This is a genomic window from Neobacillus niacini (assembly GCF_030817595.1).
In the GTDB taxonomy this organism is placed as follows: domain Bacteria; phylum Bacillota; class Bacilli; order Bacillales; family Cytobacillaceae; genus Neobacillus; species Neobacillus niacini_G.
In genome coordinates this window covers 770711-796750 of sequence record NZ_JAUSZN010000001.1, presented here as the reverse complement: position 1 = coordinate 796750, position 26040 = coordinate 770711, and the positions used below count along the sequence as shown (strand labels likewise).

At 39.5% G+C, this 26040-nt stretch carries 21 protein-coding genes and 1 other annotated feature; of the genes, 11 read left to right on the top strand and 10 right to left on the bottom strand.

The window, feature by feature from the left end; translation table 11 throughout:
* Positions 1-245: 245 nt before the first annotated feature.
* The 3 genes from treP (at position 246) to treR (ending at position 4143) form a co-directional block, all read left to right on the top strand.
* On the top strand, positions 246-1670 hold the full coding sequence (gene treP / locus QFZ31_RS04000) for a PTS system trehalose-specific EIIBC component (protein WP_307301086.1): 1425 nt from the start codon (positions 246-248) through the stop codon (positions 1668-1670).
* Positions 1671-1746: 76 nt separating this feature from the next.
* Positions 1747-3414 carry an alpha,alpha-phosphotrehalase gene (treC, locus tag QFZ31_RS03995; protein WP_307301084.1) on the top strand — a complete coding sequence of 556 codons (1668 nt, stop codon included), beginning with the start codon at positions 1747-1749 and terminating at the stop codon, positions 3412-3414.
* Positions 3415-3426: 12 nt separating this feature from the next.
* Entirely contained in the window at positions 3427-4143 is a 717-nt protein-coding gene (gene treR / locus QFZ31_RS03990) for a trehalose operon repressor (protein ID WP_306076839.1), read from the top strand.
* A gap of 236 nt (positions 4144-4379) precedes the next feature.
* Here treR and QFZ31_RS03985 read toward each other — a convergent pair whose 3' ends face one another.
* Positions 4380-4976, bottom strand: a complete 597-nt coding sequence (locus QFZ31_RS03985; RefSeq protein ID WP_307301080.1) for a class I SAM-dependent methyltransferase — start codon at positions 4974-4976, stop codon at positions 4380-4382.
* 177 nt (positions 4977-5153) lie between these two features.
* Here QFZ31_RS03985 and QFZ31_RS03980 point away from each other — a divergent pair, with 177 nt between their 5' ends.
* Positions 5154-6422 (top strand): S-adenosylmethionine decarboxylase related protein, encoded by a 1269-nt coding sequence (locus tag QFZ31_RS03980; RefSeq protein WP_307301079.1) that lies wholly within the window; start codon positions 5154-5156, stop codon positions 6420-6422.
* Between the two features lie 98 nt (positions 6423-6520).
* A complete protein-coding gene (locus QFZ31_RS03975) occupies positions 6521-7165 on the top strand; it encodes an RraA family protein (protein WP_373459820.1) in 645 nt (214 codons plus the stop codon).
* A gap of 64 nt (positions 7166-7229) precedes the next feature.
* Here QFZ31_RS03975 and QFZ31_RS03970 read toward each other — a convergent pair whose 3' ends face one another.
* A complete protein-coding gene (locus QFZ31_RS03970) occupies positions 7230-7628 on the bottom strand; it encodes a c-type cytochrome (RefSeq protein ID WP_307301074.1) in 399 nt (132 codons plus the stop codon).
* 277 nt (positions 7629-7905) lie between these two features.
* Between QFZ31_RS03970 and QFZ31_RS03965 the strand changes: the two genes are divergently transcribed.
* Both QFZ31_RS03965 and QFZ31_RS03960 read left to right on the top strand, forming a co-directional pair.
* On the top strand, positions 7906-8310 hold the full coding sequence (locus QFZ31_RS03965) for a hypothetical protein (RefSeq protein WP_307301072.1): 405 nt from the start codon (positions 7906-7908) through the stop codon (positions 8308-8310).
* A 108-nt stretch (positions 8311-8418) separates the two neighbouring features.
* Entirely contained in the window at positions 8419-9354 is a 936-nt protein-coding gene (locus QFZ31_RS03960) for a DMT family transporter (RefSeq protein WP_373459819.1), read from the top strand.
* A gap of 43 nt (positions 9355-9397) precedes the next feature.
* Here QFZ31_RS03960 and QFZ31_RS03955 read toward each other — a convergent pair whose 3' ends face one another.
* The 4 genes from QFZ31_RS03955 to QFZ31_RS03940 form a co-directional block, all read right to left on the bottom strand.
* Positions 9398-10666, bottom strand: a complete 1269-nt coding sequence (locus QFZ31_RS03955) for a S8 family peptidase (RefSeq protein ID WP_307301068.1) — start codon at positions 10664-10666, stop codon at positions 9398-9400.
* 213 nt (positions 10667-10879) lie between these two features.
* Positions 10880-11119, bottom strand: coding sequence for a hypothetical protein (locus QFZ31_RS03950; RefSeq protein WP_307301066.1), 240 nt, complete (start codon positions 11117-11119; stop codon positions 10880-10882).
* Between the two features lie 84 nt (positions 11120-11203).
* Positions 11204-11665, bottom strand: a complete 462-nt coding sequence (locus QFZ31_RS03945; protein WP_307301064.1) for a flavin reductase family protein — start codon at positions 11663-11665, stop codon at positions 11204-11206.
* Positions 11666-11738: 73 nt separating this feature from the next.
* Complete coding sequence (locus QFZ31_RS03940; protein ID WP_307301062.1) at positions 11739-12110, bottom strand: DUF1992 domain-containing protein; 372 nt, start codon at positions 12108-12110, stop codon at positions 11739-11741.
* Positions 12111-12249: 139 nt separating this feature from the next.
* Between QFZ31_RS03940 and QFZ31_RS03935 the strand changes: the two genes are divergently transcribed.
* Positions 12250-13902, top strand: a complete 1653-nt coding sequence (locus QFZ31_RS03935; RefSeq protein ID WP_307301060.1) for an FAD-binding dehydrogenase — start codon at positions 12250-12252, stop codon at positions 13900-13902.
* A 95-nt stretch (positions 13903-13997) separates the two neighbouring features.
* Positions 13998-14597, top strand: a complete 600-nt coding sequence (gene yyaC / locus QFZ31_RS03930; protein WP_307301057.1) for a spore protease YyaC — start codon at positions 13998-14000, stop codon at positions 14595-14597.
* Positions 14598-14656: 59 nt separating this feature from the next.
* On the opposite strand, the gene QFZ31_RS03925 is transcribed toward yyaC, so the two are convergent.
* The 3 genes from QFZ31_RS03925 to QFZ31_RS03915 all read right to left on the bottom strand — a co-directional run bounded on the left by QFZ31_RS03925 (position 14657) and on the right by QFZ31_RS03915 (position 22571).
* Positions 14657-16249: an amidohydrolase gene (locus QFZ31_RS03925; protein WP_307301056.1), complete on the bottom strand. Its 1593-nt coding sequence runs from the start codon at positions 16247-16249 to the stop codon at positions 14657-14659.
* Between the two features lie 152 nt (positions 16250-16401).
* Positions 16402-17673 carry a threonine ammonia-lyase IlvA gene (ilvA, locus tag QFZ31_RS03920; protein WP_307301055.1) on the bottom strand — a complete coding sequence of 424 codons (1272 nt, stop codon included), beginning with the start codon at positions 17671-17673 and terminating at the stop codon, positions 16402-16404.
* Between the two features lie 90 nt (positions 17674-17763).
* Positions 17764-18014: a binding site (T-box leader), on the bottom strand.
* Between the two features lie 285 nt (positions 18015-18299).
* Positions 18300-22571 (bottom strand): S8 family peptidase, encoded by a 4272-nt coding sequence (locus tag QFZ31_RS03915; RefSeq protein WP_307301053.1) that lies wholly within the window; start codon positions 22569-22571, stop codon positions 18300-18302.
* Between the two features lie 461 nt (positions 22572-23032).
* Here QFZ31_RS03915 and QFZ31_RS03910 point away from each other — a divergent pair, with 461 nt between their 5' ends.
* Positions 23033-23545, top strand: a complete 513-nt coding sequence (locus QFZ31_RS03910) for a gamma carbonic anhydrase family protein (protein WP_179595482.1) — start codon at positions 23033-23035, stop codon at positions 23543-23545.
* Between the two features lie 580 nt (positions 23546-24125).
* Here QFZ31_RS03910 and QFZ31_RS03905 read toward each other — a convergent pair.
* Entirely contained in the window at positions 24126-25463 is a 1338-nt protein-coding gene (locus QFZ31_RS03905) for an MDR family MFS transporter (protein ID WP_307301050.1), read from the bottom strand.
* A 202-nt stretch (positions 25464-25665) separates the two neighbouring features.
* On the opposite strand from QFZ31_RS03905, the gene QFZ31_RS03900 reads away from it, so the two are divergent.
* Positions 25666-26019: a hypothetical protein gene (locus tag QFZ31_RS03900; RefSeq protein ID WP_307311365.1), complete on the top strand. Its 354-nt coding sequence runs from the start codon at positions 25666-25668 to the stop codon at positions 26017-26019.
* Positions 26020-26040: the final 21 nt, after the last annotated feature.

Here is a 26040-nt window from a genome sequence, read left to right as displayed (position 1 = left end):
TGAACTTGTAATAATACCTCCTATAATAAGTAAATCATGAATATGGGTCAACCCCCTTTTTTAAAATAAAAATATATTAGTTGACAGCCTTGTATATACAAGTTAGAATGTAAACGTAACCAGAAAACTTGTATATACAGGTTGGAGTGACGAGTTGAAACCGTACACATTAATTGGTAAATACAAGGAAATAATACACTATATAAAGAATTGGAGACTTCCAATTCAATCAGGGGGAATAAATAATGACGAAGTTCACTGAGTCAGCGAAAGAACTGCTCGAACACGTTGGGGGCAAGGAAAACATTGCTGCAGTAACTCATTGTGTGACGAGAATGCGCTTTGTTTTAAATGATCCTAGCAAAGCGGATGTAACAAAAATTGAAGCTCTTAAACCTGTAAAAGGTACTTTTACCCAAGCAGGACAATTCCAGGTAATCATCGGAAACGATGTATCTACCTTCTATAATGACTTTGTTAAGGTTGCGGGTGTGAGTGAAGCAACGAAAGACGAAGCAAAAGTAGCTGCAAAGCAAAATATGAATTGGCTGCAACGAATGATCGCCCATCTTGCAGATATCTTTACACCGTTAATTCCTGCATTAGTTGTAGGTGGTTTAATCCTTGGATTTAGAAACGTAATCGGTGACATTAAATTGCTTGAAGATGGAACGAAGACGATTGTTGAAGTTTCTCAATTCTGGGCTGGTGTTCACGCTTTCCTATGGTTAATCGGTGAAGCAGTGTTCCACTTCCTGCCAGTCGGTATCACATGGGCAGTCGCTAGAAAAATGGGTGCAACACCAATCCTTGGTATTGTCCTTGGTATTACGTTAGTATCTCCGCAATTACTTAATGCCTATGGTGTTGCAGGAGCCAAAGAAATTCCAACATGGGATTTTGGCTTTGCTCAAATTGAAATGATCGGTTATCAAGCTCAAGTAATCCCTGCTATCTTAGCTGGATTTGTACTCTCATTCTTAGAGTTAAGACTTAGAAAAATTGTTCCAAATTCAATCTCTATGATTGTGGTTCCGTTCTTAGCGTTAATTCCAACTGTATTAATTGCACATACCGTTTTAGGTCCTATCGGATGGACAATTGGTTCTTGGATTTCTGATGTTGTATATACAAGCTTAACTTCTGCTTTTGGCTGGTTATTTGCCGCTATCTTTGGTTTTGCATATGCACCACTTGTTATTACAGGTTTACACCATATGACAAATGCTATTGACTTACAATTAATGTCAGAGCTTGGTGGAACAAACCTTTGGCCAATGATTGCTTTATCAAATATTGCTCAAGGTTCTGCCGTTCTTGCGATGATCTTCATCAATCGTAAAAATGAAGAAGAAAAACAAGTTTCAATCCCAGCAGCGATCTCTTGTTACCTAGGTGTTACAGAGCCAGCGATGTTCGGTATTAACTTAAAATATGGCTTCCCTTTCCTTGCAGCGATGATTGGATCTCTAGTAGCAGCAGTCATTTCTGTAGGCAGCGATGTCATGGCTAACTCAATCGGTGTCGGCGGTCTTCCAGGATTCCTTTCTATTCAGCCGCAACACATGATGATGTTCGCAATTGCAATGCTTGTAGCAATCGTAGTTCCGTTCATCTTAACGATCATCTTTGCAAAAACAGGTATGAACAAATTTTCATTTAAAAAATAAAACTCCAATTTGGGAGGGAGACCATCTCCCTCCTTTTCATTATTAGAGTCACAAAAAATATAGGCAGGTGTTTATCATGTCAACATCATGGTGGAAAACAGCAGTTGTGTATCAAATTTATCCAAAAAGCTTTAATGATACGACCGGCAATGGTACCGGCGATATTCAAGGAATCATCCAAAAGCTCGACTATTTAAAGGAGCTTGGTGTCGATGTTCTTTGGCTCACTCCGATTTATAAATCCCCCCAACGAGATAATGGTTATGATATAAGCGACTATTACAACATTCAAGAAGAATACGGTACGATGGATGACTTCGACCAGCTTCTTTTAGAAGCACATAAGCGCGGAATCAAAATCATTATGGATATTGTCATCAACCATACATCCACTGAACATGAGTGGTTCAGGCAAGCAAAATCCTCAAAAGACAATCCATACCGCGATTTTTATATATGGAAAGATGGAAAAGACGGCCTCCCTCCTACCAACTGGGAATCAAAATTTGGCGGCTCAGCATGGCAATGGGATGAAACCACTGGCCAGTATTACCTCCATTTATTTGATGTTACCCAGGCCGATTTAAACTGGGAATACCCGAAGGTACGTCAAGCATTATATGAAATGATGCATTTCTGGCTCAAAAAAGGCGTCGACGGCTTCAGATTAGACGTAATCAATTTAATATCCAAAAACCAGCAGTTCCCTGAAGATAACAGTGACGGACGTAAATTTTATACCGATGGACCAAGAATTCATGAGTTCCTCCATGAGATGAACCAAGAGGTTTTTTCAAAATATGACATCATGACCGTTGGCGAAATGTCTTCTACATCCATCGATAATTGCATTCGTTACACGAATCCACGTGAAGAAGAGCTCAATATGACCTTCAGCTTCCATCATTTAAAAGTCGATTATCCAAATGGTGAAAAATGGACGAAAGCTGATTTTGACTTCCATGCTTTAAAAAACATTCTGTCCGATTGGCAGGTTGAGATGAATAAAGGCGGCGGCTGGAATGCCCTCTTCTGGTGCAACCATGATCAGCCTCGTGTTGTCTCAAGGTTCGGTGATGATCAGCAGTATCACAAAGAATCAGCCAAAATGCTAGCGACGACCATCCATATGATGCAAGGAACACCTTATATATACCAAGGCGAAGAGTTCGGTATGACAAATCCGAAGTTTGATAAGATTGATGACTATCGTGATGTGGAATCATTAAATATGTTTGAAATTCTGAAAAAGGATGGATTGCCAGAACAAGAGATTATTGAGATCTTAAAACAAAAATCTCGTGATAATTCCCGAACTCCAGTCCAATGGAATGCAAGCGAACATGCTGGATTCACCACTGGAACTCCTTGGATTTATACAGCTGCAAATTACAAAGAAATTAATGCAGAAAATGCGATGAAGGATTCAGATTCTGTGTTCTATCATTATCAAGAACTCATCCATTTACGCAAAGAATATGATGTGATCACGAACGGGGATTATGAATTGGTTTCCGAAGACCATGATTCTGTCTTTGCATTTGCACGCAAAACAGAACATGAAATGCTGTTAGTTATTAATAACTTTTATGGAAAAGACATAGCTTATTCTCTCCCAGAGGGTTTAGACATTGATGGACTGACAAGCAGTGTGTTACTCTCAAATTATGAGGACTCAGCACCACTTTCCAAGGAAATTCAGTTAAGACCGTATGAGTCCATTGTTTATCATTTGAAAAAATAATGGGAGATTTTTATGACGAATAAGTATCAAATTATCTTTAATACGATTGTGGACCAAATTAAAAGCGGGGAAATTCCGCCGAACTCCCTTCTCCCCTCTGAAAATGAACTGAAGGAACAATACGATACTTCTAGAGAAACGATCAGAAAAGCCTTAAACCTTCTTGCTCAAAATGGCTACATTCAAAAAGTAAGGGGTAAAGGTTCAATCGTTATTGATATTAATAAATTTGATTTTCCGGTTTCTGGTCTGGTTAGTTTTAAAGAATTAGCGGATAAAATGGAAAAAAAGCCAAGGACGATTGTCAATGAGTTATCGTTAATTTTCAAGCCGGATGCCTATATCAAGCAGCAGCTGCAGCTTTCAGGAAAGGACCAAGTTTGGAAAATTGTTCGAACGCGGGAAATTGGCGGCAAGAAAATCATTCTTGATAAAGATTATCTTGCTGCAAAATACGTCCCTTCTATCACGGAGGAAATATGCGCAAACTCCATATATGCCTACCTTGAAAATGACTTAAACCTGAAGATTAGCTTTGCAAAAAAGGAAATAGTCGTAGAAGAACCAACTGCTGAAGATCGTTCATTTTTAGACTTAGAGGGTTTCCATAATATTGTCGTCATTAAAAACTATGTGTATTTAGAGGATGCAAGTCTTTTCCAGTATACCGAATCCCGGCACCGTCCAGACAAATTCAGATTTGTTGACTTTGCCCGTAGAACGCAATAAAAACCTCAATTCATTTTGAGGTTTTTATTTTTGCTTCCCTTCAACTTGCAAAATACGTGTTAGAGGGAAGCAAAAAGTGTCTTTGGCTCCCTACTGAGTGAGAATAGTTGATTAGAGGGAATCAAAAAGTGTCTTTGGTTCCCCGCTAAGTGGAAATAGCAGATAAGAGGGCATTAAAAGTTGTTTTTGCTTCCCTGCAAGCTGAAAAAAGCTGATTAGAGGGAACCAAAAGGTACTTACTCCTTTCTATTCCTTAGCTCAGCTACAATAAAGAGGTCTTTATAAAATTTCTCTACTCTCTCAATCTTCAATCCTCGTGAAGTAAATGCCTTTAATGTTTCTCTATTCAGACAGCAGCCATCGCAGATTTTTTTCCACAGAGGTGTTAGCCCTTCCTGCATACTGCTAAGCAAGGTATTTTCCATCTTGACGTGTTCAAACAATAGTATTTTTCCGTTAGGTTTACACACTCTTTTTAATTCATTAATAGCCTCATCCACATTAGGTATCGTACAAAAAACAAGAGTTGCAACGACTGTATCAAATGTATGATCTTCAAACGGAAGCCTTTCCGCGCTCGCGTTAACCATTTCAATTGGCACCACTGCCAATTTACTTCTTGACTGTGATTGATCAATCATATGCTGACTTGGTTCAATGGCGATGACATGATCAGCATTTCTATACAAAGGAAAATTAACTCCAGTCCCTGAACCAATTTCAAGTACCTTCCCTGTCGCGCTTTTAAGCAGGTCTTGACGCACCTTAATAAACTTCTTCCGTTCCAAAGGTCCCATAAAAAAATCATACCATTTTGGAAATGTACTGCTCAATAACTTCAACTCCTACTCTACGTGCTAGTGTATCTACTATTATTATCACTTCTTCTACCTTAAGGTCTATAGATAACATAAAAAAATTTCATATTTTGATATTCTAAGATAATAATCCAATCCTTTGTACCCTTTTGAACATATTATATTATAAAAAAATATGGACGAGGTGTTGAAATGAAAGATCACCAAACAGTTATATCCATTTTGGGAAGTGCTGGCGGGGTCGCAAAATCTATTCTTTCCATTTTAAATCATTCAGTAAGTGATACCAAAGATCCTATACATCAATTTATTACGAACAGTGCGATTCACTTAATTGATCATAAACAAAAGGATCCCCTATATTATCAAAGTCTATTTCCACATTTAATTAAATTGATGAACTATCATCAGTTTGACCTTAACGATAAAGAACAGTTAACAAGCCATTTAATTAGTACCAATACAAGTATTGTGATTGATGTTTCATGGGCAGATACGGTTGAAATGCTGCAATGCTGTGACGACCTAGGAATCAAATATATTAATTCTGCTCTAGAAAATACATTTATTGATGATCACGAAGAACAATTCGCAGGTTTTCCACTGATAGAACGAATTCATTATTTTGAAAAACATAAGGACACTTTTAATCATACAACTGCCATTGTATGCTCTGGTATGAACCCAGGAGTGGTACAGTGGATGGCATTTAAACTGATGAAACAACATGGGGATGAACAACCGCTGGGCTGCTACATTGTCGAGCATGATACATCTTTTTTCAAGAAGAAATCACAGGCAAAAAAGGATGTCATCTATACAACCTGGTCTCCAGAATGCTTCCTAGACGAAGCCATTTTGTGCTATCCAATGTTCATGAAAAAAGGTACACCGCTTTTTTTATACGAAAACGTTTATGATATCGAATTTAAAGTAACCTTAGGGAAAAAAACATTCTATGGTTGTTTAATGCCACATGAAGAAGTTTATACGTTAGGTAAGCTATTTGATATGGAAAGTGGATTTTTGTATAAGGTAAATGACCATACCACTAATATTATCCGCGAACATTTAGATGACTCAGATGTTTTGTGGGATTTTGAAATGAAAGTACTCGATCCCCTCGAAGCACCGTTAACGGGCGAGGATTTGGTCGGTGTATTACTGGTTTATCCAGATAAAGAGCGTTATATATATAACGTGCTGGATAATGAAAAGATCTTTGCTCAATACAAAACAAACGCAACTTACTTCCAGGTGGCTTGCGGGATTTATGCTTCCCTATCTGTCCTCCTTCTTGACCAAATACCAAAGGGTGTTTACTATGTGGACGAGCTATTACTAAAAACGAATAACCAATTCGGGCAATATTTAACCTACTATATGACCGATTTTGTTATCGGAGAAAATACCAAAACAGATGGATTGCTTTTAGACCGTATGAGAGAATTTCAGGATTAGAAAGAGCTTGGAGGAAAATCTCCAAGCTTTCCTTATTGCTATTTTTCTTATAAAATGAGAATTTTTTACCTTAAAGCAACATGTATAATACAGAGTGAATGTTTATACTTAGGGGGGAAATTGAAGTGGACAATATTATAAAGGATTTTCTAGGGATTCCAACTACTTGTATATCAGACGCAATGGATGGTTTAAATAATCTTCATCCTGCGATTAAGCCTCTTAAGGAAAATTACAAGGTTGCCGGGCGAGCTTACACAGTAAAAATACCTATTGGTGAAAATCTCTTGGTCCTCAAAGCCATTCGTGAAGCAAATCCAGGTGATATTTTAGTTGTCGACGGAAAAGGAGACCAATACAGGGCTATTGCCGGTGATTTTGTTTTAGGCATGGCACAAACATTGGGGATTGGCGGTCTTGTGGTCGACGGAGTGATTCGAGATATTGTTGGAATTAAGGCGTTAAACTTCCCTGTTTTCTCCCGAGGGACGACAGTTGCAGCAGGCGCAAAAGCTGGAGTAGGTGAAGTGAATGTGCCCATTTCATGTGGAGGTGTTCCTGTAAATCCAGGGGATATCATAGTGGGAGATGCCGACGGAGTGGTGGTCATTCCTCAAGCAAGAGAAAAAAGAATTTTGGCTTTATCTGTAGAAAAATTAAAAAAAGACGAACTTCGAGAAGCGAGTATTTCTGGAAATCCCGAAGCAATACGGAAACATCTCGATCAATTATTATCAAAATAGGAATTTATTTGAAATCAAAAAGGTATTGGTTCCGTTCAAACCAATACCTTATATAGTAATCTATTTATTTTTGATCCCATAAATAGTCTACTACTGCTTGGTACTCATCTGCTGATAAAGAAGCAGGAGCGCTTTTCGGCATATTCTTTTCAACAAATGCTAAGAGATCCTCTTTTGTTTTAAAATCTCCATGGATTTTGGCACCATCAAGCTTCGTTTGACCACCTGTAATGTCCCCAGAACTGTGGCATGTAATGCAGCTCTTTTGAAAAACTTCATTGCCTGCTAGAGATGTCGCCGTTGAATCTCCTGTAGTACCAGAATCCTCGTTCCCGCTGGAATCTTCACTGCCTTCTGTTTCTTCCGTTGCCGGTTCATCACTTGTAGTCTTTTCATCATTCCCGCAAGCAGCCAATAGCGCCAGAAGTAACATAAAAAATACAATACTTAAAATCTTCTTCAACCTTAACACCTCTATTCAATTTACTATAGCCTCACCCATATTATCGGAGTCTAAATTCCTATGTAGATGACCTGTAAATACGGGCAAATCCTACCTTCATGTTATTTTCGGTAATCGGTAATTATACCTAGGTCATCATGACCGAGAGTTAGAAAATTTGTAGTGTAGCTTCGCCCTTTTCACCTCCGATTTTAAAATATTTGTAGAAGGTTAATCGTACTAATACTCCTTTGATGCTAATACAATAGAATATACGTTCGATGAGGAGGAGAGGATCTTGGTTAAACAGAATGATTCCTTCATTACAGATGAGATGCTGGTGAAATATTATGAGCTTAATAAGAAGAAAAAGGAAATTGAACTGGAAATGAATCAATTAAAGGACCTGTTTCAGGATTATTTTAATAAACTGGTAGGTCCTGATAATAAGGCCGAAATCACGTTAAATGGATATAAGCTGCAAAGGCAAATTAGGAAAATAGAAAAATATAATGAAGAGGTTACCGTCAAAAGATTAGAAGAATTACAAATGAACGAACTGGTTCAGGTTGTTAAAAAGCCAGATGATGCAAAAATTAAATCTGCACTTCAATTGGGTTTATTAAGTGAAAGTAATCTTGAAGGCTGCATCGTTACTTCCTACTCCCCTGCTATTTCCGTTAAGACGCTAACACCTAGATAAAAGTAAAAGTCATTAGACATTTAAACTGTCTAATGGCTTTTCTTTTTTATAAAAATTTCTAGCCAAAATCTTCTTTAAAACTTTTACAATTTCTGATAAATTAATAGAATGGTTTATTTGGGGGGGATATATTTGACCACACTTGGTGCTTCTTTGTCGTATCCACGGACAAAGGGAATTTTATTAGTATTAATCGCGGCGACATCATGGGGTGTCTCAGGAACGGTCGCACAGTACCTATTTCATCAGCAAGGCTTCAGTACTAACTGGCTTGTAGTCATACGATTACTTTTGGCGGGACTGGGTTTATTACTATATGCTCATATAGTTGGGAAACAAAATATATGGAGTATTTGGAAAAATAAACAGGATGTTCTTCAGCTTGTTTTGTTTGGAATTATCGGTATGCTGGGTGTTCAATATACTTTCTTTATGGCGATAGAGCAAGGGAATGCTGCCACTGCTACCGTTTTGCAATACTTAGCACCAGTACTTATCGCCTTATATTTTTGCTTCCGGACCAAGTCTTTACCTGTAAACCATGAGGTAATCGCCATTGTGTTTGCGCTAGGCGGGACATTTCTGCTTGTCACAAAAGGTAATATCCATTCACTAGCGATATCCAGCTCGGCGTTTGGCTGGGGGATACTATCTGCATTTGCTTTGGCTTTTTATACGCTATACCCGGTAAAATTGCTCACAAAATGGGGAACGACGTTAACCGTTGGCTGGGGAATGATGATCGGAGGAATTGGCTTAAGTCTCTTCCATCCTCCATGGAAATTTGAAGGTCACTGGTCACCTGCTTCTTTTATGGCAGTTGCATTTGTCGTTCTAGTTGGAACCTTAATCGCATTTCTCTGCTTTATGGAAAGTCTTAAATACATAAAAGCTTCTGAAGCGAGCCTTTTAGCCTGTATTGAACCGCTCTCTGCCGCCTTTCTAGCCGTAGCCTGGCTTCATGTTTCCTTTAGTCCAATTGAATGGCTGGGAGCACTTTCTATAATTGCAACGATCTTTATACTTTCCGTAGTCAAACGGTAATGAAAAAAAGCCATCTTAAAATCAGATGGCTTTTTCTCTATGATTATTTTACTCTAGCAAAACCGAATCCTGAAGCATAGTCATCTCCAGTTGTTGCACCATATCCGCCTTTAATGTCATACAATTTGGCTCTTCTTTGTAACTCAGAACGAAGCTGAGCATTAGTCCAAGACAAATTAGATGACCAAATTTTTGCTACTAAGCCTGAAACATGTGGAGTAGCCATGGAAGTTCCACTGATTGTATTGTAATTACCATCATACCATGTTGATTCAATGGCAGCACCAGGTGCAGAGATTTCTACATCTTTTTCTTGGATGACATAATCACCGTCTGTTAATGGATTACCACGAGATGAGAAATCCGCAACACGATAAGTGCCATTTTGCTGAACATTTTCTAAGGCTGCTACTGCAACGGCATTCTTTAAGGCACCTGGATATCCAATCGTATTGGCCGCATATCCGGAGTTACCTGCAGCTGCGACAACTAAAACGCCCTTGCCATATGCATAATCTACTGCACTAGCAATCATTGTATCTTTTCCGCTTGAGCCGAGTGACATAGACAGAACTACTTTTGAGCCTGTTCTTACAGCTTCATCCGCTACATGACGAATCGCTCCTGCAATATCATCGGAATAACCTGATCCACTGTCCGTTAATACCTTATAAGCCCAAAGTTTCGCTTGCGGTGCTACACCATAGATACCTAAACCATCAGAAGCCCCGTGTGCCAATACAGTTCCAGCGACGTGTGTACCATGCCCGTTACGGTCTGTACATGAATTATTAACAATAGGTGAAGATGATTGGGTGAAGTCTTTACATTGTTCTGAACTACCTACTAAATCGTAATGATTGATATACGTACCAGTATCTAGAACTGCAACCTTAATCCCCGCGCCGCCTGATGTAACAGTAATATTTGGATCATTGTAAATGGCTTGCATTCCCCAAGGTGTACGGTCACTTGGAAGAGACGTAATAGCCGTAGTTCCGATTTTGTCTTTTGAAGCATTTTCTGTGCGATCCAGTTGTACTTCTGAAACCTTCTCAATGGTTAAATTTTTATTGTTTAGTAAAGCTTGATATTGTTTGGAATTGACAGTGGTTGTATATCCTTCATCTCCAAAATCCCATCGTACTCCAGTCGTTTGCTTTGCTTTTGCTTTTTCAGAACTTGGTCCTTTGATAAAGACTCGGTACGTTTCTTTTGAATCTGTGCCCTCACCGTAAGCGGCTGAGGCAAACAAAGAAACCCCCATGGTTAATGCAAGTAATGCTGAGGCAATCCTTTTTTTCTTTTTCATCTCATTTCCCCTCTCCTGCTTTTTGTTATGTACAGCTTTCTTAAGACTGTAATATTGAGTTTATTTAGAAATTTCTAATTAATCAATATGTTGTTAGCTGTAGAAAGTTGGGAAATAATTTGAATTGTAAACGCTTCCTGAAATCCAAATTTTTGCATTACATCAAAAAAATGTAGACAAAAAAACGAAGAAATCATAAGATTTCTCCGTTTTTTATTTGGGACTATTTAGGAACGTTTGTATGGCAACCGCTAATACGAATACCGCAAGAAAAATACTGATATATCCACGTCGTTTTATCCCTTGTTTTAGCTCGTCCAAACCACCGGCTAAAATAAAAGCACTTAAACTCAACATCATGATTGGCTGCGCCACAAAATTTTTCGTTATTAATCCAAATCCTGCTAATAATATAACAATGATTCCCAATATAATTCTTATTTTCTTTAACAAGGTAACCCCTCCTATTTTAATTGTACTATAGAATCATACAACCACAATAGAAAAAAGCTGCCAAGTGACAGCCTCTTAAAGGTGTTATTGTGATAATTTACGGTATTGACCGCCGAAATACAACAAAGGATCTCCTTCATTCACCTTAAGGTCAGTAACTTCACCAATAAATAAAACGTGATCACCTGCTTCAACCTCATTGTAAAAATTACACGTTATGTTCGCAAGCGCTCCCTGGATAACAGGCAGATTTCCGAATGTCTCAAAATTATAGGGCGTTTCCCCTTTTATTTGTCCTGCAAACCTCATTGATTCAGTTTGTTGATCTTCAGATAGGAAACTAACCGCAAATTTTTTCGTTTGTTGTATGAAAGGCAGCATTCTAGCTCTTTTATCGATGGATACAAGGATTAATTTAGGATTTAATGAGACAGATACGAATGCATTCGCTGTCATCCCATGTGCTTCACCCTCTACCTCAGTTGAAACAACGGTAATACCCGTTGCAAATTTCCCCATTGCATTTCGAAAAAAACGATCGTCCATTTCTCAACATCCCTTCTCTAATATTCATTCTTTACCTTATTACCTATGTGAATTGGTGTCTAATATTCTCATTTTATTGCCAAATCTTAGCATGCAGTTCAATATCCTCTAAGCTAATTAACATCTTTTGCATACTTGTTGGACATTCGATATTATACTTTTTTACCTTCACGTTTATTTCATCAATAAAGGTATTAATCTTCTCTTCAGTGGACCCTTCGTCAATTAGTTTTAGCAGCTTTGCCATATCCTGTTTGATTTCCTTTTGTAATGTAACAAAAGGCGGTAAATAACCGGCTTCTTTGGCCGTTTTTTGAAAATTAGAGTAGATATCACCGGAGAAAAAATTTTTGGGAAGCGGTTTGCCGAAACCAGGAAGTCGTTTCGCCTCTTCTAAATCTTCGATACTTGCGTTTGGGTTATATTTCCCTTTACTATTCGTCATGGCTAGAATAATCTCCCCTCTTCAAAACATTACTACTATTATTCTATTTTCGACGTCCATATTCCTGTTACAAATCCTCGATTGACTTTTCGGAATAGTTAAAATACCATCAATATATCTAATGTTCTGGAGGTAAAGTATGAAGTTTGATGTGATTGTAGTAGGTGCAGGGCTAGCTGGTTTAGTGGCCACAGCTGAGCTTGCGGACGCAGGTAAGAAAGTGCTGCTGCTTGATCAAGAACCAGAGGCTTCAATGGGCGGACAGGCCTGGTGGTCCTTTGGTGGATTGTTTCTAGTTGATTCACCTGAACAACGAAGATTGGGAATAAAAGATTCACGTGAACTTGCCTGGCAAGACTGGATTGGTTCAGCTGGCTTTGATAGAGAAGAAGACGAAGATTACTGGGGTAAAAAATGGGCACAAGCCTATGTAGACTTTGCTGCCGGAGAAAAACGTGAATGGCTATATAAAATGGGAGTCCGTTTCTTTCCGGTAGTGGGCTGGGCCGAGCGTGGCGGATACCTAGCTGATGGACATGGAAACTCTGTACCACGGTTCCATATTGTATGGGGAACGGGTCCGGGTATTGTTGAGCCATTTGAAAAAAAAGTCCGTAATGCCATGTCGACAGGACTTGTGGACTATCGTCCTCGGCATCGTGTCAATGAATTACTGACAGAAAATGGTGCTGTTGTTGGAGTCAACGGATTCATTCTCGTCCCTAGCTCAGCAGCCCGCGGCCAAGCAAGTTCACGTGAAGTAATCAGTGATTTTGAATTTCAGGCACAAGCTGTCATTGTAACAAGTGGCGGCATCGGGGGAAATCCAGACTTAATTCGAAAAAATTGGCCGCCGCAACTCGGGAAAGCGCCCAAAAATATGATTTCAGGTGTTCCTGATCATGTTGATGGAAGAATGCTAGAAATTACAGAAAATGCTGGAGGCAGAATCGTAAACCGCGACCGTATGTGGCATTATACTGAAGGGATTAAGAACTGGAATCCAATATGGAGCAATCACGGTATCCGCATCCTTCCAGGGCCATCGTCTATTTGGCTTGATGCAAAAGGAAATCGTTTTCAAACGCCGAATTTCCCTGGGTTCGACACGTTAGGTACGTTAGAAGCCATTCAGAAAACGGGATATGATTATTCCTGGTTTATCTTAACTCAGAAAATAATAGAAAAAGAGTTTGCACTTTCTGGGTCTGAACAAAACCCTGACCTCACTGGAAAAAGTATAAAAAAAGTATTGTCCCGTGTTCTTCCCGGACCTACAGCGCCGGTTAAGGCGTTTATGGACAAAGGCGAGGATTTTGTCATTGCAGATAATTTAACTGAGCTTGTGGAAGGTATGAATAAGCTTACGGGTGATAACCTCCTAACCTTAAATGAGATCGAGCGGCAAATCGCTGCTAGAGACCGAGAGATGGATAATAAGTTTACAAAGGATCTGCAGGTAACTGCCATTCGCGGAGCACGCAATTATGTTGGTGACAAGTTAATTCGTGTCGCCTCTCCTCATAAATTACTAGATCCTAAAAATGGTCCATTGATTGCGGTGCGCCTACATATTGTTAGTCGAAAAACTTTAGGCGGTCTCCAAACAGATTTATCTGGACGGGTACTTAATTCAACGGGTGAACCTGTGCCCGGTTTATATGCCGCTGGCGAGGTTTGCGGTTTTGGCGGTGGCGGGGTTCATGGCTACCGTGCACTAGAGGGAACCTTTCTCGGTGGATGCCTATTTACCGGCAGACAAGCAGGACGTGCAATTGCAAAGGAATTATAGATTAGTTGGTTTGATAATTTTTTAAAAAATAGAAGGATTATTTTATAGGAATGAAGAATTTTTTGAAAGTATAAACGATGGTGAGGTGTTAAAGCATGGGCAGCAGCACGGTTAGTATTAGTTTACAATCTAAACCCAATATAATTATTCCCTATAATGAAAGATTAGCACCTCTCTATATACGGCAAGCACTTTATTCTCTTATACCTGATGGGACTGAACATATTTATGTGATTGGAATTGGCTCTAGTCGGATTAATGGTGACAGCCTGGGTCCTTTTGTTGGAAGCCTGTTGAAGAACAACTTTTCTGATCACTTAACCGTCCTTGGAAACCTGCAGGCGCCACTTGACGCAACAACACTTGTCCCTGAACTAGGACAACTCTCCTTCCGAAAAAATAGTTTTGTTCTAGCAATTGATAGCGTTTTAGGAAGTGAAGAATACGTAAACTCTATCGTGGTAAAGGACGGACCAGTAGTACCGGGTGTTGGGCTGGGAAATATTCTACCTCCAATTGGGAACTGCAGTATTACTGGTGTGGTCCTCGAGAATGATCCGGCATTAAAAAATTCGTTGTTATGTACAGATCTTAATCTTGTATATACGATGGCGACTTCGATTGCTAAGGGTATCTCATTAACGGTTAGACAATATTACAAATACCCATCTTCCCAACCGCTTTTAGCTTATTAAAATGTTTGCTTAAGAAACAATGGACCCCGCTTTACGAGATCCATTGTTTTTTATTTTTTTTAAACCTCTTGAATTTCCCCATCAATAATGGTCATTTCAATATTTGTATTTAATAGTTCATCAGGATTGTCCAATTCAAAGAGATTCTTAGAGTACACCGTCATGTCCGCTAACTTCCCTCTTGAAATTGTACCTTTTATCGCTTCTTCGTTTGTTGCATAAGCCCCGCCCACTGTAAAAAGCTCAACAGCCTCAAACATCGAGATCTTCTGACTCTCATTCCAGACCTCATTCTTACCGGGGGTTCTTCGAGTAACAGCTGCATGAATACCAAGCAATGGATCAACTGGTTCAACAGGTGCGTCTGATCCGCCTGCACAGATAACTCCATTAGAGAGTAGGGATTTCCAGGCATACAAATAGGATTCCCGCTCTTTACCAATCCGGTCGATTACCCATGGATAATCTCCAACAACAAACCTAGGTTGGATATCGGCTACAATACTTGGGTCCGCTAATCGAGCTATTAAATCTTCCCTAACTAATGAAGTGTGGATAATCCGGTCACGATAATTCACCTTTGGAAATTGATCTAAAATATTGAGAACATTCTCCAGCGCCTGATCACCTATCGTATGAACGGCTATTGGCATGGATTGCGCCCGTGCGTCCTTTACAATGTTAAAAAGAACTTCTTCCGTTTGCATGGCTTCACCAAATTGACCAGGTTCATCGTGATAAGGCTCTGATAGCAATGCAGTTCGTCGTCCAAATGCACCATCTGCAAATATTTTGATAGCACCGATTTGCAGTTTCTCATTCCCAAAACCAGCAAACTTCCCTTTTTCCTTTAATGCAGGCAGATATGGATAATCAATCAAAAGGTTGCAGCGTAACCCGTTTTGCTCTTGATTGAGTAACTCATCATACATGCGATACGTTTGCTCCAATCCTCCTAAATAAGCCGGGTCATTTGTATGTACACTGGTTAACCCTTTTTTAATAGCGAATTTCATTGCTTGTCCCAAACCATTTTTTAACTCATCGTATGTTTTATCTGGAATATGTTTAGTAACTAGTTGGGAAGCCGACTCCAACAGCAGTCCTGTCGGTCTTTTGGTTTGCGGATCTAAAACCACCCTTCCACCCTGCGGTACTTCAATCGTTGGATAATAGTGGCTCATTTCAAGTGCTTTACTATTGACTAAAAATGCATGATAGCAAATTCTTTTAAGGTAAATCGGACAATGTGGTGCAACGTGATCTAGTTCATCGATAGTGGGAATCGTTCCTTCTGTAAACAGATTCTCATCCCAGCCCATTCCAATCAGCCATTTACCAGGAGCAACGGTATCCGCTTTTTGCTTTATTTTATCGAGCATTTCGGATTTAGAGGTTACCCCTGTTAAGTCTAAGTCTAAAAAATTAAATGCAACTCCGGACATGTGTAAGTGGCTGTCAATTAGTCCAGGAGTAACCATTTTCCCCTGCAGGTCAATTACTCTTGCCCCTGCTCTTCCCCATTGTAAGTTCATCTCGTGATGTGAACCTAAATCTAGAATCCTGCCATTCTCAGTTACCACCGACTCCACCACTGGCTGGTTGGAATCAAGAGTATAAATGACACCATTTGTATAAATTGTCTTCGACACGTAGCCCCCACCTTGTACTTTAATGTAATCTTAATCTTGAATCTATTATAAATGAAAATTCCATTTCAGCGGAAGTATTGTTACCCAATTGACCGTCCCACCCAATTTTCGGTCAAAAATAGAAAAGAGCCCAATTGGTCTCTTTGTTTTATCTAAACTAGCATTTGGAACAAGGTGCTGTCTTTATTTACTTCACGGTAAACAAAGCCTTTAGTCTTAATACGGTCAATCAATGGAAAGTAATCATCTTTGCACTTCAACTCAATTCCTACTAAAGCTGGTCCCGTTTCACGGTTATTCTTTTTTGTATATTCAAAATGGCTGATATCATCATTTGGCCCCAGGACATCATCTAAAAATTCGCGTAATGCTCCTGGTCGTTGTGGAAATTGAACAATAAAGTAATGCTGAAGCCCCTCATATAACTTGGAGCGTTCTTTGATTTCCTGCATCCGGCCGATATCGTTGTTTCCGCCGCTTACAATACAGACCACCGTTTTGCCCTTAATTTCATCTGTAAATTGATCAAGTGCGGCAATGGAGAGTGCACCTGTTGGTTCAACTACAATCGCATTTTCATTGTAGAGAGCTAATAGTGTGGTGCAGACTTTTCCTTCTGGAACTACCACAATATCATCAACGACTTCTTTACAAATCTCAAACGTCATGGAACCGACGGTTTTCACTGCTGCTCCATCGACAAACGGGTCAATTTCTTTCAGAGAGGTAACCTCTCCATTAAAAATAGACTCCTTCATCCCGGCTGCTCCTTGTGGTTCTACACCAATTAATTGGGTTTCTGGTGAAAAATGTTTCATATAAGTACCGACTCCAGAAAGAAGTCCGCCTCCACCAATAGCACCAAATAGGTAATCAATTTTTTCAGGACAATCATTCAGCAGCTCAACTGCAACCGTACCTTGACCAGCAATCACGTCTCGGTCATCAAACGGATGGATAAACGTTCTATTTTCTACTTTGCTGCATTCCATCGCTTTTTCATATGCGTCGTCAAAGGTATCCCCTACTAAAACAATCTCTACATGTTCCTTACCCCAAAATTTCACCTGATTTACCTTTTGTTTTGGAGTCGTACTTGGCATAAATACTTTTCCGTTAATTTTTAAATGATTGCAAGAATAGGCCACCCCTTGTGCGTGATTTCCGGCGCTTGCACAAATAATTCCATTCTCTAATTCTTCCGCTGTTAGCTTTTTAATCCGATTATAAGCACCACGGATTTTAAAGGAACGAACACTTTGCATGTCCTCTCTTTTTAAATAAATATGACAGTCATATCGCTCAGATAATAAGTGATTATACTGCAGAGGAGTTGGCGAAATCACATCCTTGATGGTGTGGCTGGCAATAATGATATCCTCTACCTGTACAGTTTTTTCTTTTTGGTCTACTTGTTGATTCATTTCACTTTCCTCCTCTTTTTTTTGATCCAACTAAATCGCCCTTATAAGGCATTTATATTTATTTGAAAACAACAAAAAACCCGCCCCGTGTATAGGGACGAGTTTAACTCGCGATACCACCCTACTTCCACAGCAAAAAATACCAGGCTGTGGCTCTCGATAAACGTATCATGATGATACGTGTTCCCTGTAACGGTGGATTATTCCGGTGTAGCTTACTTAATCTTTTCAGCTGCACATCTCGGAGATGATTTTCAGAAAAGCCCTGCCATCGACTCCCAGCAAATGTCGACTCTCTTTGGACAAGGTGCTTAGCTTACTGTTCTCGTCATCAATTCGTTTTAAATTATTTATAAGATTATCACTGTAAAGCGGCAGAGTCAATATTTTTTGACTATTTTAATTATTTTGTTAATTATAAAAGCGCTTACATTTTGTTGATATAAAGCTTTGTTAAATTTCATTGTTGATTATTAGTACAACGGTATAAAAGGTTGATGAAAGAAAAATCAGGAGAGTACCCAATGAGATTAGTCCTTCATAAGGATTTCCGGGTGAAAAATCAACATATTCTTTAACAGAAAAAGCACCTGCCAGACTAGCTGGAAGGTGCTCCTCTTTATTTATTACTTTTTCTTAACGTTTATAAACAATTTTCCAGCTGCTGTTTTTCTTGTTTCATTTCCAAAAGAATCTACTGCTTTGACTTCAATGACCGCACCGTCGGCTGTTATGTCTTTTGTGGCTGTATAATAGCCAACATAATACCCCGGTGATACCTCCATCAATGGCAGTTCTGTCGCATTTTGTACAGAATTAAGGTTGGTTAAAGGCATATGAATCACAAAAGATGTTTTTAAACCAGGCTCACTTGTAAACTCGATTTTTACACTTTCACCTTTTTTCAATGTCTTATCCTCAGAAGGTTTAACATCTGCAATCACTGGTGCAGTAAAGTCAACAGCAATTTGTACGGTTTGCACTGTACGATTACCGGCGCGGTCTTCTGCTGTGACTGTAATACTGTTTGTTCCTTCATCTAATAGAACTCGTGCGGAATAGGTGCCACTTTCGACTTTTGCCGGTGTACCATTAACAGTTACAGAGTTTAAATAATCATCAACGACTGTACCAGTAACAGTAACAGTTTCTTTCTTTATTTTTCCGCCATCTGTCGGGCTTGTAATGGCTAACTCTGGTGCAGTCGGGTCGTAAACCACCATAGCTGGTGCTGATGGATCGGTAATACCCTGTACAGTTGAAGCTTTGGCTGTTAAACTGTTTTCTCCCTCGTGAAGGGATACATCAATAGCGTAAGTTCCATTATCACCTGTTTCGACTGTACCAATTTCTTCTCCCTGATTATAAATGTGAACGTTTGTGGTTGGTGCTGCTTTCCCTTCAACGGTCACAGTGCCAACGTTTGTGAAGGAACCATCCACAGGAGATGTGATCGTTGGTGCAGTTACTTCATAGTCAACCACGGCCCGAATCATGTAGTTTCCTTCTTCTTCAGGTGATGGTGACCAAGCACCGCCAACTAATTGCCAGCTTCTTAATGCATTTTCACCATCTTCATCTGTCGCAAGTCCAGGTGATGCGGTGTTGATTCCAGCTTGGATGTAAACAAGATAGAAATCTCCTTCGACCACGATGCCGTGACTGCTTAAATCTACATGTGTCCATTGACCATTACGTAATGCAGTTGCATCAATAGGGCCAGCAAGTTTTTTACCTGGTGCTCCATCTGGACCACTAGCATCATAAACTTCCACTTTGAAATTGGTACCACCTGGAACAGGCCATTCTGTATCCCAGAATCGGAATAACCCTCCGGATACGAGTGCCTTTTCATTTCCAGGTGCTAAGGACATTTTTACAGCCCATCCATTACCTGCATCGTAAAATGCTCGTGCATTTTCAGCTGTGCCGTCATCATAGCCAATTTCACTTGGGTACCCAATGAATGGCTTCAATTCGAAGTTTTGTGCAATAGTTCCTTGAAGTGAAACAGACACTTCTTGACTATAGAAATGAGGGGCAATGATTTTTAATGTATAATCCCCTTCATAGCCTGTTAAAGAATAGTGACCACTAGCATCTGTTGCAACAGGTGCAATGTTTGCATCTTCAATCAAGTAGACAGTTGCTCCGGATACAGGCTCACCTGTTGCTTGATTGATGACAGTTCCTGTTACTGTACCTTTTGGAAGTTCTTCTAAGGTAAAGTTAGCTGTAACTTCACCATCTTGCTCAATGTTCACGGTTTGGGTTTCTGAACGGAAACCGTAACTTTCAGCAACAACGGTAAATTCACCTGCAGCATGTGTCATTTCGAAGCTTCCGTTTGCAGGATTTGTTTTTACAGATCGTCCGGATTCTAAAACGGTTACCTGGGCCTGCATAGGGAGGACAAACGGAGCAGCCTTTTCACTGCTGGTTTCTTTAGAAACCTCTGGGAATTGAATGGTAATTTTATTTGGATCGACTTTTTCTTTCAAGCCATCCTTCTCTGATGAATCTTGTTTTTCAGCAACTACACCAAGCTGTTGTGGTGCAGTGTGTGCCGTATCAGTTAGCCGTACGTCATCTAAATACCAGCCATCTCTAACCACACTGCCATCAGTCGTTACGTTAAATGCCACATAGATACGTTGACCGGCGTATTCACTTAGATCCACTTCACCATCTATCCATCCATTGGATAAATTATTTACCCGCAGCTTTTGAACCCAGTTTACATTATCTGTCGATACATAGACGTGACCATAATCATAGTTTCTTTCGAGATTGTACCATTGTTTGAATTGTAAGTAACTGCTTCCTTCTGGTAAATCGATTGGCGGCATTTGTAGTGACATATTGGCTCTGCTGTCATACGTACCGTCTAAGTTTGTTCCATACACCCTTTCACTCGAGAACGCAGCACCTGGTCCGCTTGTTGGTGCGCCCCATTCCCACGTATTTAATGCACCATACGTAGTCCAGCCATCTGGATTGCTTTCAAAATCATGTGCATACCCTACCGTAATGCCTGGGAGTACTGCTACAGAATATTGATTGATTGTTTCATTACCACCGAAATCGGTTACTTTTATCGTGTAGGAGAAGGATTCACCGGCAATATGCTCACTAGGGATTGCAGCTTGATAGATTCCATTTTTATAATCCCCACTGATACGTTCCGCAGCAATTGTATTCGATGTTCCATCTTCTAATTGATATACCACTTCAACATTTGTTACACTGATATTGTCGGCAGCTGAAGCTTGTAACGTTAGTGGCATTCCTGCAAAAACCGTGGCAGGTTGGGAATGTTCTAACACGGGAGCTTCACTGTCGTTTCCTTCTTTTGTTACCTGTCCTTTCAGCTTTCCTAATCCCGAAATCACAGAGGATACGGCATCATATACATTTAATAGACCTGATCCATAACCGTTATTCGGAGATTCTGGATAGGTATTATCTGTTAAAGGAACCGCAGTGGTCATTAAAATTTCTTCTAACTCATTTACGGTTAAACTTGAATTCGCTTGCAGCAATAAGGCAATCGCTGCTGCTACGTGAGGTCCAGCCATCGATGTTCCATTCCATCCACCTTCATAACTGCTTCCGGGAACGGAAGAACGAATGTTAACGCCTGGTGCAGTTAGCTCCGGTTTAATTTCTTGATATGGAGATGGTCCTAATAAGGAAAAACTTCCTAGTAAATTATTAATATCTGTTGCACCTGTAGCGACTGATTCAGGGTAGTTTGCAGGGTTTGCAACGGAACCAGGTCCGCCTGGATTGGTTAATGTTGTGTTACCAGCTGAGAATTCTGGGAAGATTTCTGCTGCTCTCCATGCTTGAACCATAGGGCGATACCACTCATCTAAACCTGCGCCTCCACCCCATGAGTTATTAACGACATCTGGTGCTAAATCCGGATTTCCATTTGGCGCAATTATCCATTCACCAGCTTCTAATAAATCCGCGTCGGTACCACCCGCTGCTGAAAATGCTTTAACTGCAATCCATTTTGCACCAGGAGCAACACCAATGGCATTTGAACCATTTGGTTCAGATCCGACCATTGTACCCGTAACATGTGTTCCATGTCCGATATCATCATATGGTGCAGATTGCCCGCCAACAGCGTCAAACCAGTTGTTTTCGTGTGTTACTTGACCTGTTCCTTCATCATAACCACGATATTTTGTTTGTAATGCAGGATGGTTCCACTGAACACCTGTATCAATAGACGCGACGGTAATACCACTTCCATCGATCCCCATTTCCCAAACTGCAGGTGCACCAACACGATCAATATTCCACTCAATCGAATTTGTCTCAGCTTTCGGTTCTACAACCGCTTCAGCCGTTTCTGGAACGAACAGTTGTCTTGTTTCGTTAGGAAGAATTTTTTCTACTTCTTGGAAAGCTGCAACCTTTTCCATTACCTCTTTTGTGGCTGTTACTGCAATTCCATTTACTACATAGTAGGAATGAACGTCTTTTACATGTCCAGCTTCCACTTGTTTTTCGAGGTATTCTAACAGCTCGAACTGAGTTTCCTGTGCTGTTGCTTTTAGCTCAGAAACGATCGAAGAACGCTTTAATGATTTAGCTTTGGCAGGTGTTACTTTATTTACGCTTGCTTTTTTATCAGCCTCTTTTGCTACGCTAGCCGTATCTACCTGCTCCTTCATCTTAATTAAAAAGGTTACTTTTTCTTTCTCATCAAACTGTTTCTCTAGACTATTTGAGATCTTTTGTGCTGGAGATGTTAAGCTGTCTTTCGCTGAAACACTTACTCCTTTTGTAGCAGCTGCATTCACTTGAGGCTGTATGAGCATAGGCAAAACTAGCATCGCGGTACAAAACACTGATAACAACCGGTGTTTCTTTCTTCTCATCCCATTACCCCCTAAGTATGGTAGTAACTATTCGTTTCCTGCCCTCCTTCCTTCGCACTCTTTATGTCATAAACATGGTGCTATCTTAAAAATAACGTTTTGAGAGTGTTGTTTGTGTCGAATATAGTCTGAAAAACTGGCGTAAGTCTAAATTGATAAAATAGTATTTATTGGGAAATATGGAAAAATAGTCCAATTTTAGGTCGACAAGTAATCTTTTTTTGAGGCGCACGAATCCTTTTATACTAGTTTATCAATCTTTTTGTTGGGGTAATTTTCTCTATTTTGTTAAAATGATTATTTTTTCCTAGTAGTATTGATACTTACTTAAGGGAATATCTCCTCAGTTTTTAGTTTTTGAGTAGTCTTTTTCAATCCTACAATTTTCGTTCCTCTGATAGTAATGGTATAATTTTGCTGAAATGTAAAACAATTCTGAATATAAGGGAGCGAGTAAAACAATGAATTTTCCATACAAAGGGACCACACCTAACGTGCATGAAAGTGTATTTGTCGCACCTGGTGCTTATATTATTGGAGATGTTACGATTGGAGAGGAATCGACCGTTTGGTTTAATGCTGTGCTGCGTGGAGATGATGGCCCGATTAAGGTTGGGAAAAGATGTAGTATTCAAGATAACTCCACGATTCATTTGTATGAAGGTTCTCCGGTAGAAATTGGAGACGATGTAACCATTGGACACAATGTTATTTTGCATGGCTGTAAGATTGGCAGAAATTCAATTATTGGAATGGGGTCGACTTTACTAGACAATGTCGAAGTTGGAGAAGAATGTATAATTGGTGCGAACACACTTTTAGCGGGTGGTATTAAGATCCCCCCACGATCCTTAGTTCTAGGTTCACCAGGGAAAGTAGTCCGTGAATTAACAGAAAAAGACCTGCAAATGCTCAAATATTCCAGTGATAACTATGTAGAAAAAGGTAAAGAATATAGAGAAATATTAAAATAATGAGCATGGAAAAAAGTCCAAGTCAATACTGGACTTTTTTTATATGGCTGTGCAAATGCTAAATGTTGATTTTGCACCCTGTTGATTGGAGCGGAAGGCACGAAGACTCCTGCGGGAGTACGGGGCTGTGGAGACCCCACAGGCGCTTTAGCGCCGAGGAGGCTCCCCGGCACGCCCGCGGGAAGCGAAGTGCCTCGTGACAGGCAAAAACCGCCTGTCCCTGCGGTGATTATTCGAAGAAGCTTTCCTTAGTGGAGCGGAAATCAACAGGCAAATTAACACAGCCTTCTATATAAAAAGGCAAGCATAGTGTTATGCTCACCTTTTGTTCCTGCAATGCGAAATGATCATACTTTACGAATACACTGGGCTTAGTCTAACTGGCTTCCTTAAAAGAAAGTTCAACTTAGCTTGAGCATTATTAAGTACATAAGTTAACCTAATCCCTAGAAGCATCAACGATCTTAATAAGCTAAAAAGTATATTCAAAGTATATCCCTCCACATTGAAGTTTAGTGTTATTGGATAACACTAAGCCTATTATTTATCTGTGAAGGTATTTTATTCAATGCGTAAACCTTTACTTCGATTTTGCTGTCTCTCCAACTGGGGATGTTTTCTCTGGAATTCGAAAGCTTAGAAAGATTGTAATGAAACTCAAAATGAGAGCATAAAGAAAGACGTTTTTCATCCCTATGGCAAGTGTTAGTCCATGGTTAATAATCACGCCCATAATGGTAACACCTACGGATGTCCCGATATTTCTTAAAAATATCTGAAGCGAAGTAGACATCCCCTTAATATTGGATTCCGCAAATTCTTGTGAGGCAATTGTTCCTAGGGCAAACAATAAACCAAAGCAAAATCCCTGGATTGTCAAAATGATAAACAAACCAATATAGGATAAATCCTGGAAAAATAAATAAAGGATCAACCCTGAAACAGTTGTTACAATACTACCAATCATAAATAAAACCTTATAGCCAAAACGGATAATCCATTTTCCTGCCGGTGTACTTCCAAACGACCATCCAAGCGCAATACTTAACAAAATCAATCCACTTTTATAAATACTCATTTGACTGCTTTCCTGCAAATATAACGGAATAAAGTTCGATGTACCATAGAATGATAAGCAGTAAATTAACATAAAAAGATTCGTCGATAGTAGCCCTTTATTTTTAAATAAGGTAACGGGAAGGAAAGGATGCTGCTCTTTTCTTTCGACAAGGACAAATAGTATAAACCCGATTACACCACTGATAACATACCAGAAAGGATTGCTCAAGCTGGTTGATAATAATAAAAGGGTAATCGAAATACCGAAAAGGAAAAAACCTTTATAATCGATATAGGTCTTTTTGTATGCCGCAGCTTCCTTATAGGGTATTAGAAAAAGAATGGTTGCAATACCAATAGGGATATTGATAAAGAATATCCATCTCCAGGTCATTGCTTCCACAAAAAAGGATCCTAATATTGGCCCGATAATCGAGGATATCGCCCATATTGCGCTAAAGACCGCTTGGATTTTCCCGCGTTTTTCTATTGTGAATAAATCCCCCACTATAATCATGGAAAGAGGAATCATTCCCCCGGCGCCTAATCCTTGAATACCTCGAAAAATAATCAACATCACCATTGAATTAGCTAAACCGCAAAGAATGGATCCGACAGTAAACAAAGCTACCGCAACCATTAGAAGTTTTTTTCGACCATACATATCCGATAATTTGCCGTAAAGAGGAACCGTAATGGTACTCACTAACATATAAACAACAAATATCCATGAAAACAATTCCAAGCCCCCAAGTTGATTAACAATCGTGGGACTTGCAGTTTGCATGATATTTGTATCAAGAGCTGAAATGAGTGTCGTAATGACAAGCCCTATAAACACATACTTATTCTTGTTCATTTTGTTCCTCCTGAAATGTGTTGTTGATAATTTCAAATTTTTTACAAAGGGTAATTCACTCCTACTATTATAGCAAAATGTTATTTTTTGAAACTACTCTTTTCTCATTACCATTAAATGAGGATAGTCTCATCTTTTTATTGGGTATCCTATTTTATATAGAGAAGGAGGAGTAACTTTGGAAGATAACATTATTGAGGTAATGGATGAAAGGTTGAAAGAACAAATAGAATATGAAATAAGGGGAATGAAGTTTACGAAGAATTTCCGGTCACCTTCAGCAGAGGAATGGTATATTTTTCTTCCCAGTTATACCGACCCGGTAACCGGTGGTGCGGCTGGAAAAACAATTATCCATTATAACCTTTATGATACAAAACAAATTTTTATTAATACCACCATCATTTTTGATGATCCTTCCCTGCATAAAAACGAACTGCACCAACTCGTTTATGCTGTTGCAGATGAAATTGTGAATCGGCTGGTAGGTTATGCTGACACGCTTCTATCTGTTCATGCTGGAGAAAATTCATATAACGCTGAGTATAAACAGTAAAGAGTTCATCCCTACCGTGCG

Excerpts from the sequence above, each read along its gene's own strand:
- QFZ31_RS03980 (WP_307301079.1), top strand. The coding sequence starts at position 5,154 with ATGAAAGATCACCAAACAGTTATATCCATTTTGGGAAGTGCTGGCGGG.
- QFZ31_RS03955 (WP_307301068.1), bottom strand. The coding sequence starts at position 10,666 with ATGAAAAAGAAAAAAAGGATTGCCTCAGCATTACTTGCATTAACCATG.
- QFZ31_RS03905 (WP_307301050.1), bottom strand. The coding sequence starts at position 25,463 with ATGAACAAGAATAAGTATGTGTTTATAGGGCTTGTCATTACGACACTC.
- QFZ31_RS03910 (WP_179595482.1), top strand. The coding sequence starts at position 23,033 with ATGAATTTTCCATACAAAGGGACCACACCTAACGTGCATGAAAGTGTA.
- treP (WP_307301086.1), top strand. The coding sequence starts at position 246 with ATGACGAAGTTCACTGAGTCAGCGAAAGAACTGCTCGAACACGTTGGG.
- treR (WP_306076839.1), top strand. The coding sequence starts at position 3,427 with ATGACGAATAAGTATCAAATTATCTTTAATACGATTGTGGACCAAATT.
- QFZ31_RS03945 (WP_307301064.1), bottom strand. The coding sequence starts at position 11,665 with ATGGACGATCGTTTTTTTCGAAATGCAATGGGGAAATTTGCAACGGGT.
- QFZ31_RS03915 (WP_307301053.1), bottom strand. The coding sequence starts at position 22,571 with ATGAGAAGAAAGAAACACCGGTTGTTATCAGTGTTTTGTACCGCGATG.
- QFZ31_RS03960 (WP_373459819.1), top strand. The coding sequence starts at position 8,419 with ATGGTTTATTTGGGGGGGATATATTTGACCACACTTGGTGCTTCTTTG.
- QFZ31_RS03935 (WP_307301060.1), top strand. The coding sequence starts at position 12,250 with ATGAAGTTTGATGTGATTGTAGTAGGTGCAGGGCTAGCTGGTTTAGTG.
- ilvA (WP_307301055.1), bottom strand. The coding sequence starts at position 17,673 with ATGAATCAACAAGTAGACCAAAAAGAAAAAACTGTACAGGTAGAGGAT.
- QFZ31_RS03940 (WP_307301062.1), bottom strand. The coding sequence starts at position 12,110 with ATGACGAATAGTAAAGGGAAATATAACCCAAACGCAAGTATCGAAGAT.
- yyaC (WP_307301057.1), top strand. The coding sequence starts at position 13,998 with ATGGGCAGCAGCACGGTTAGTATTAGTTTACAATCTAAACCCAATATA.
- treC (WP_307301084.1), top strand. The coding sequence starts at position 1,747 with ATGTCAACATCATGGTGGAAAACAGCAGTTGTGTATCAAATTTATCCA.
- QFZ31_RS03975 (WP_373459820.1), top strand. The coding sequence starts at position 6,521 with ATGTTTATACTTAGGGGGGAAATTGAAGTGGACAATATTATAAAGGAT.
- QFZ31_RS03900 (WP_307311365.1), top strand. The coding sequence starts at position 25,666 with ATGGATGAAAGGTTGAAAGAACAAATAGAATATGAAATAAGGGGAATG.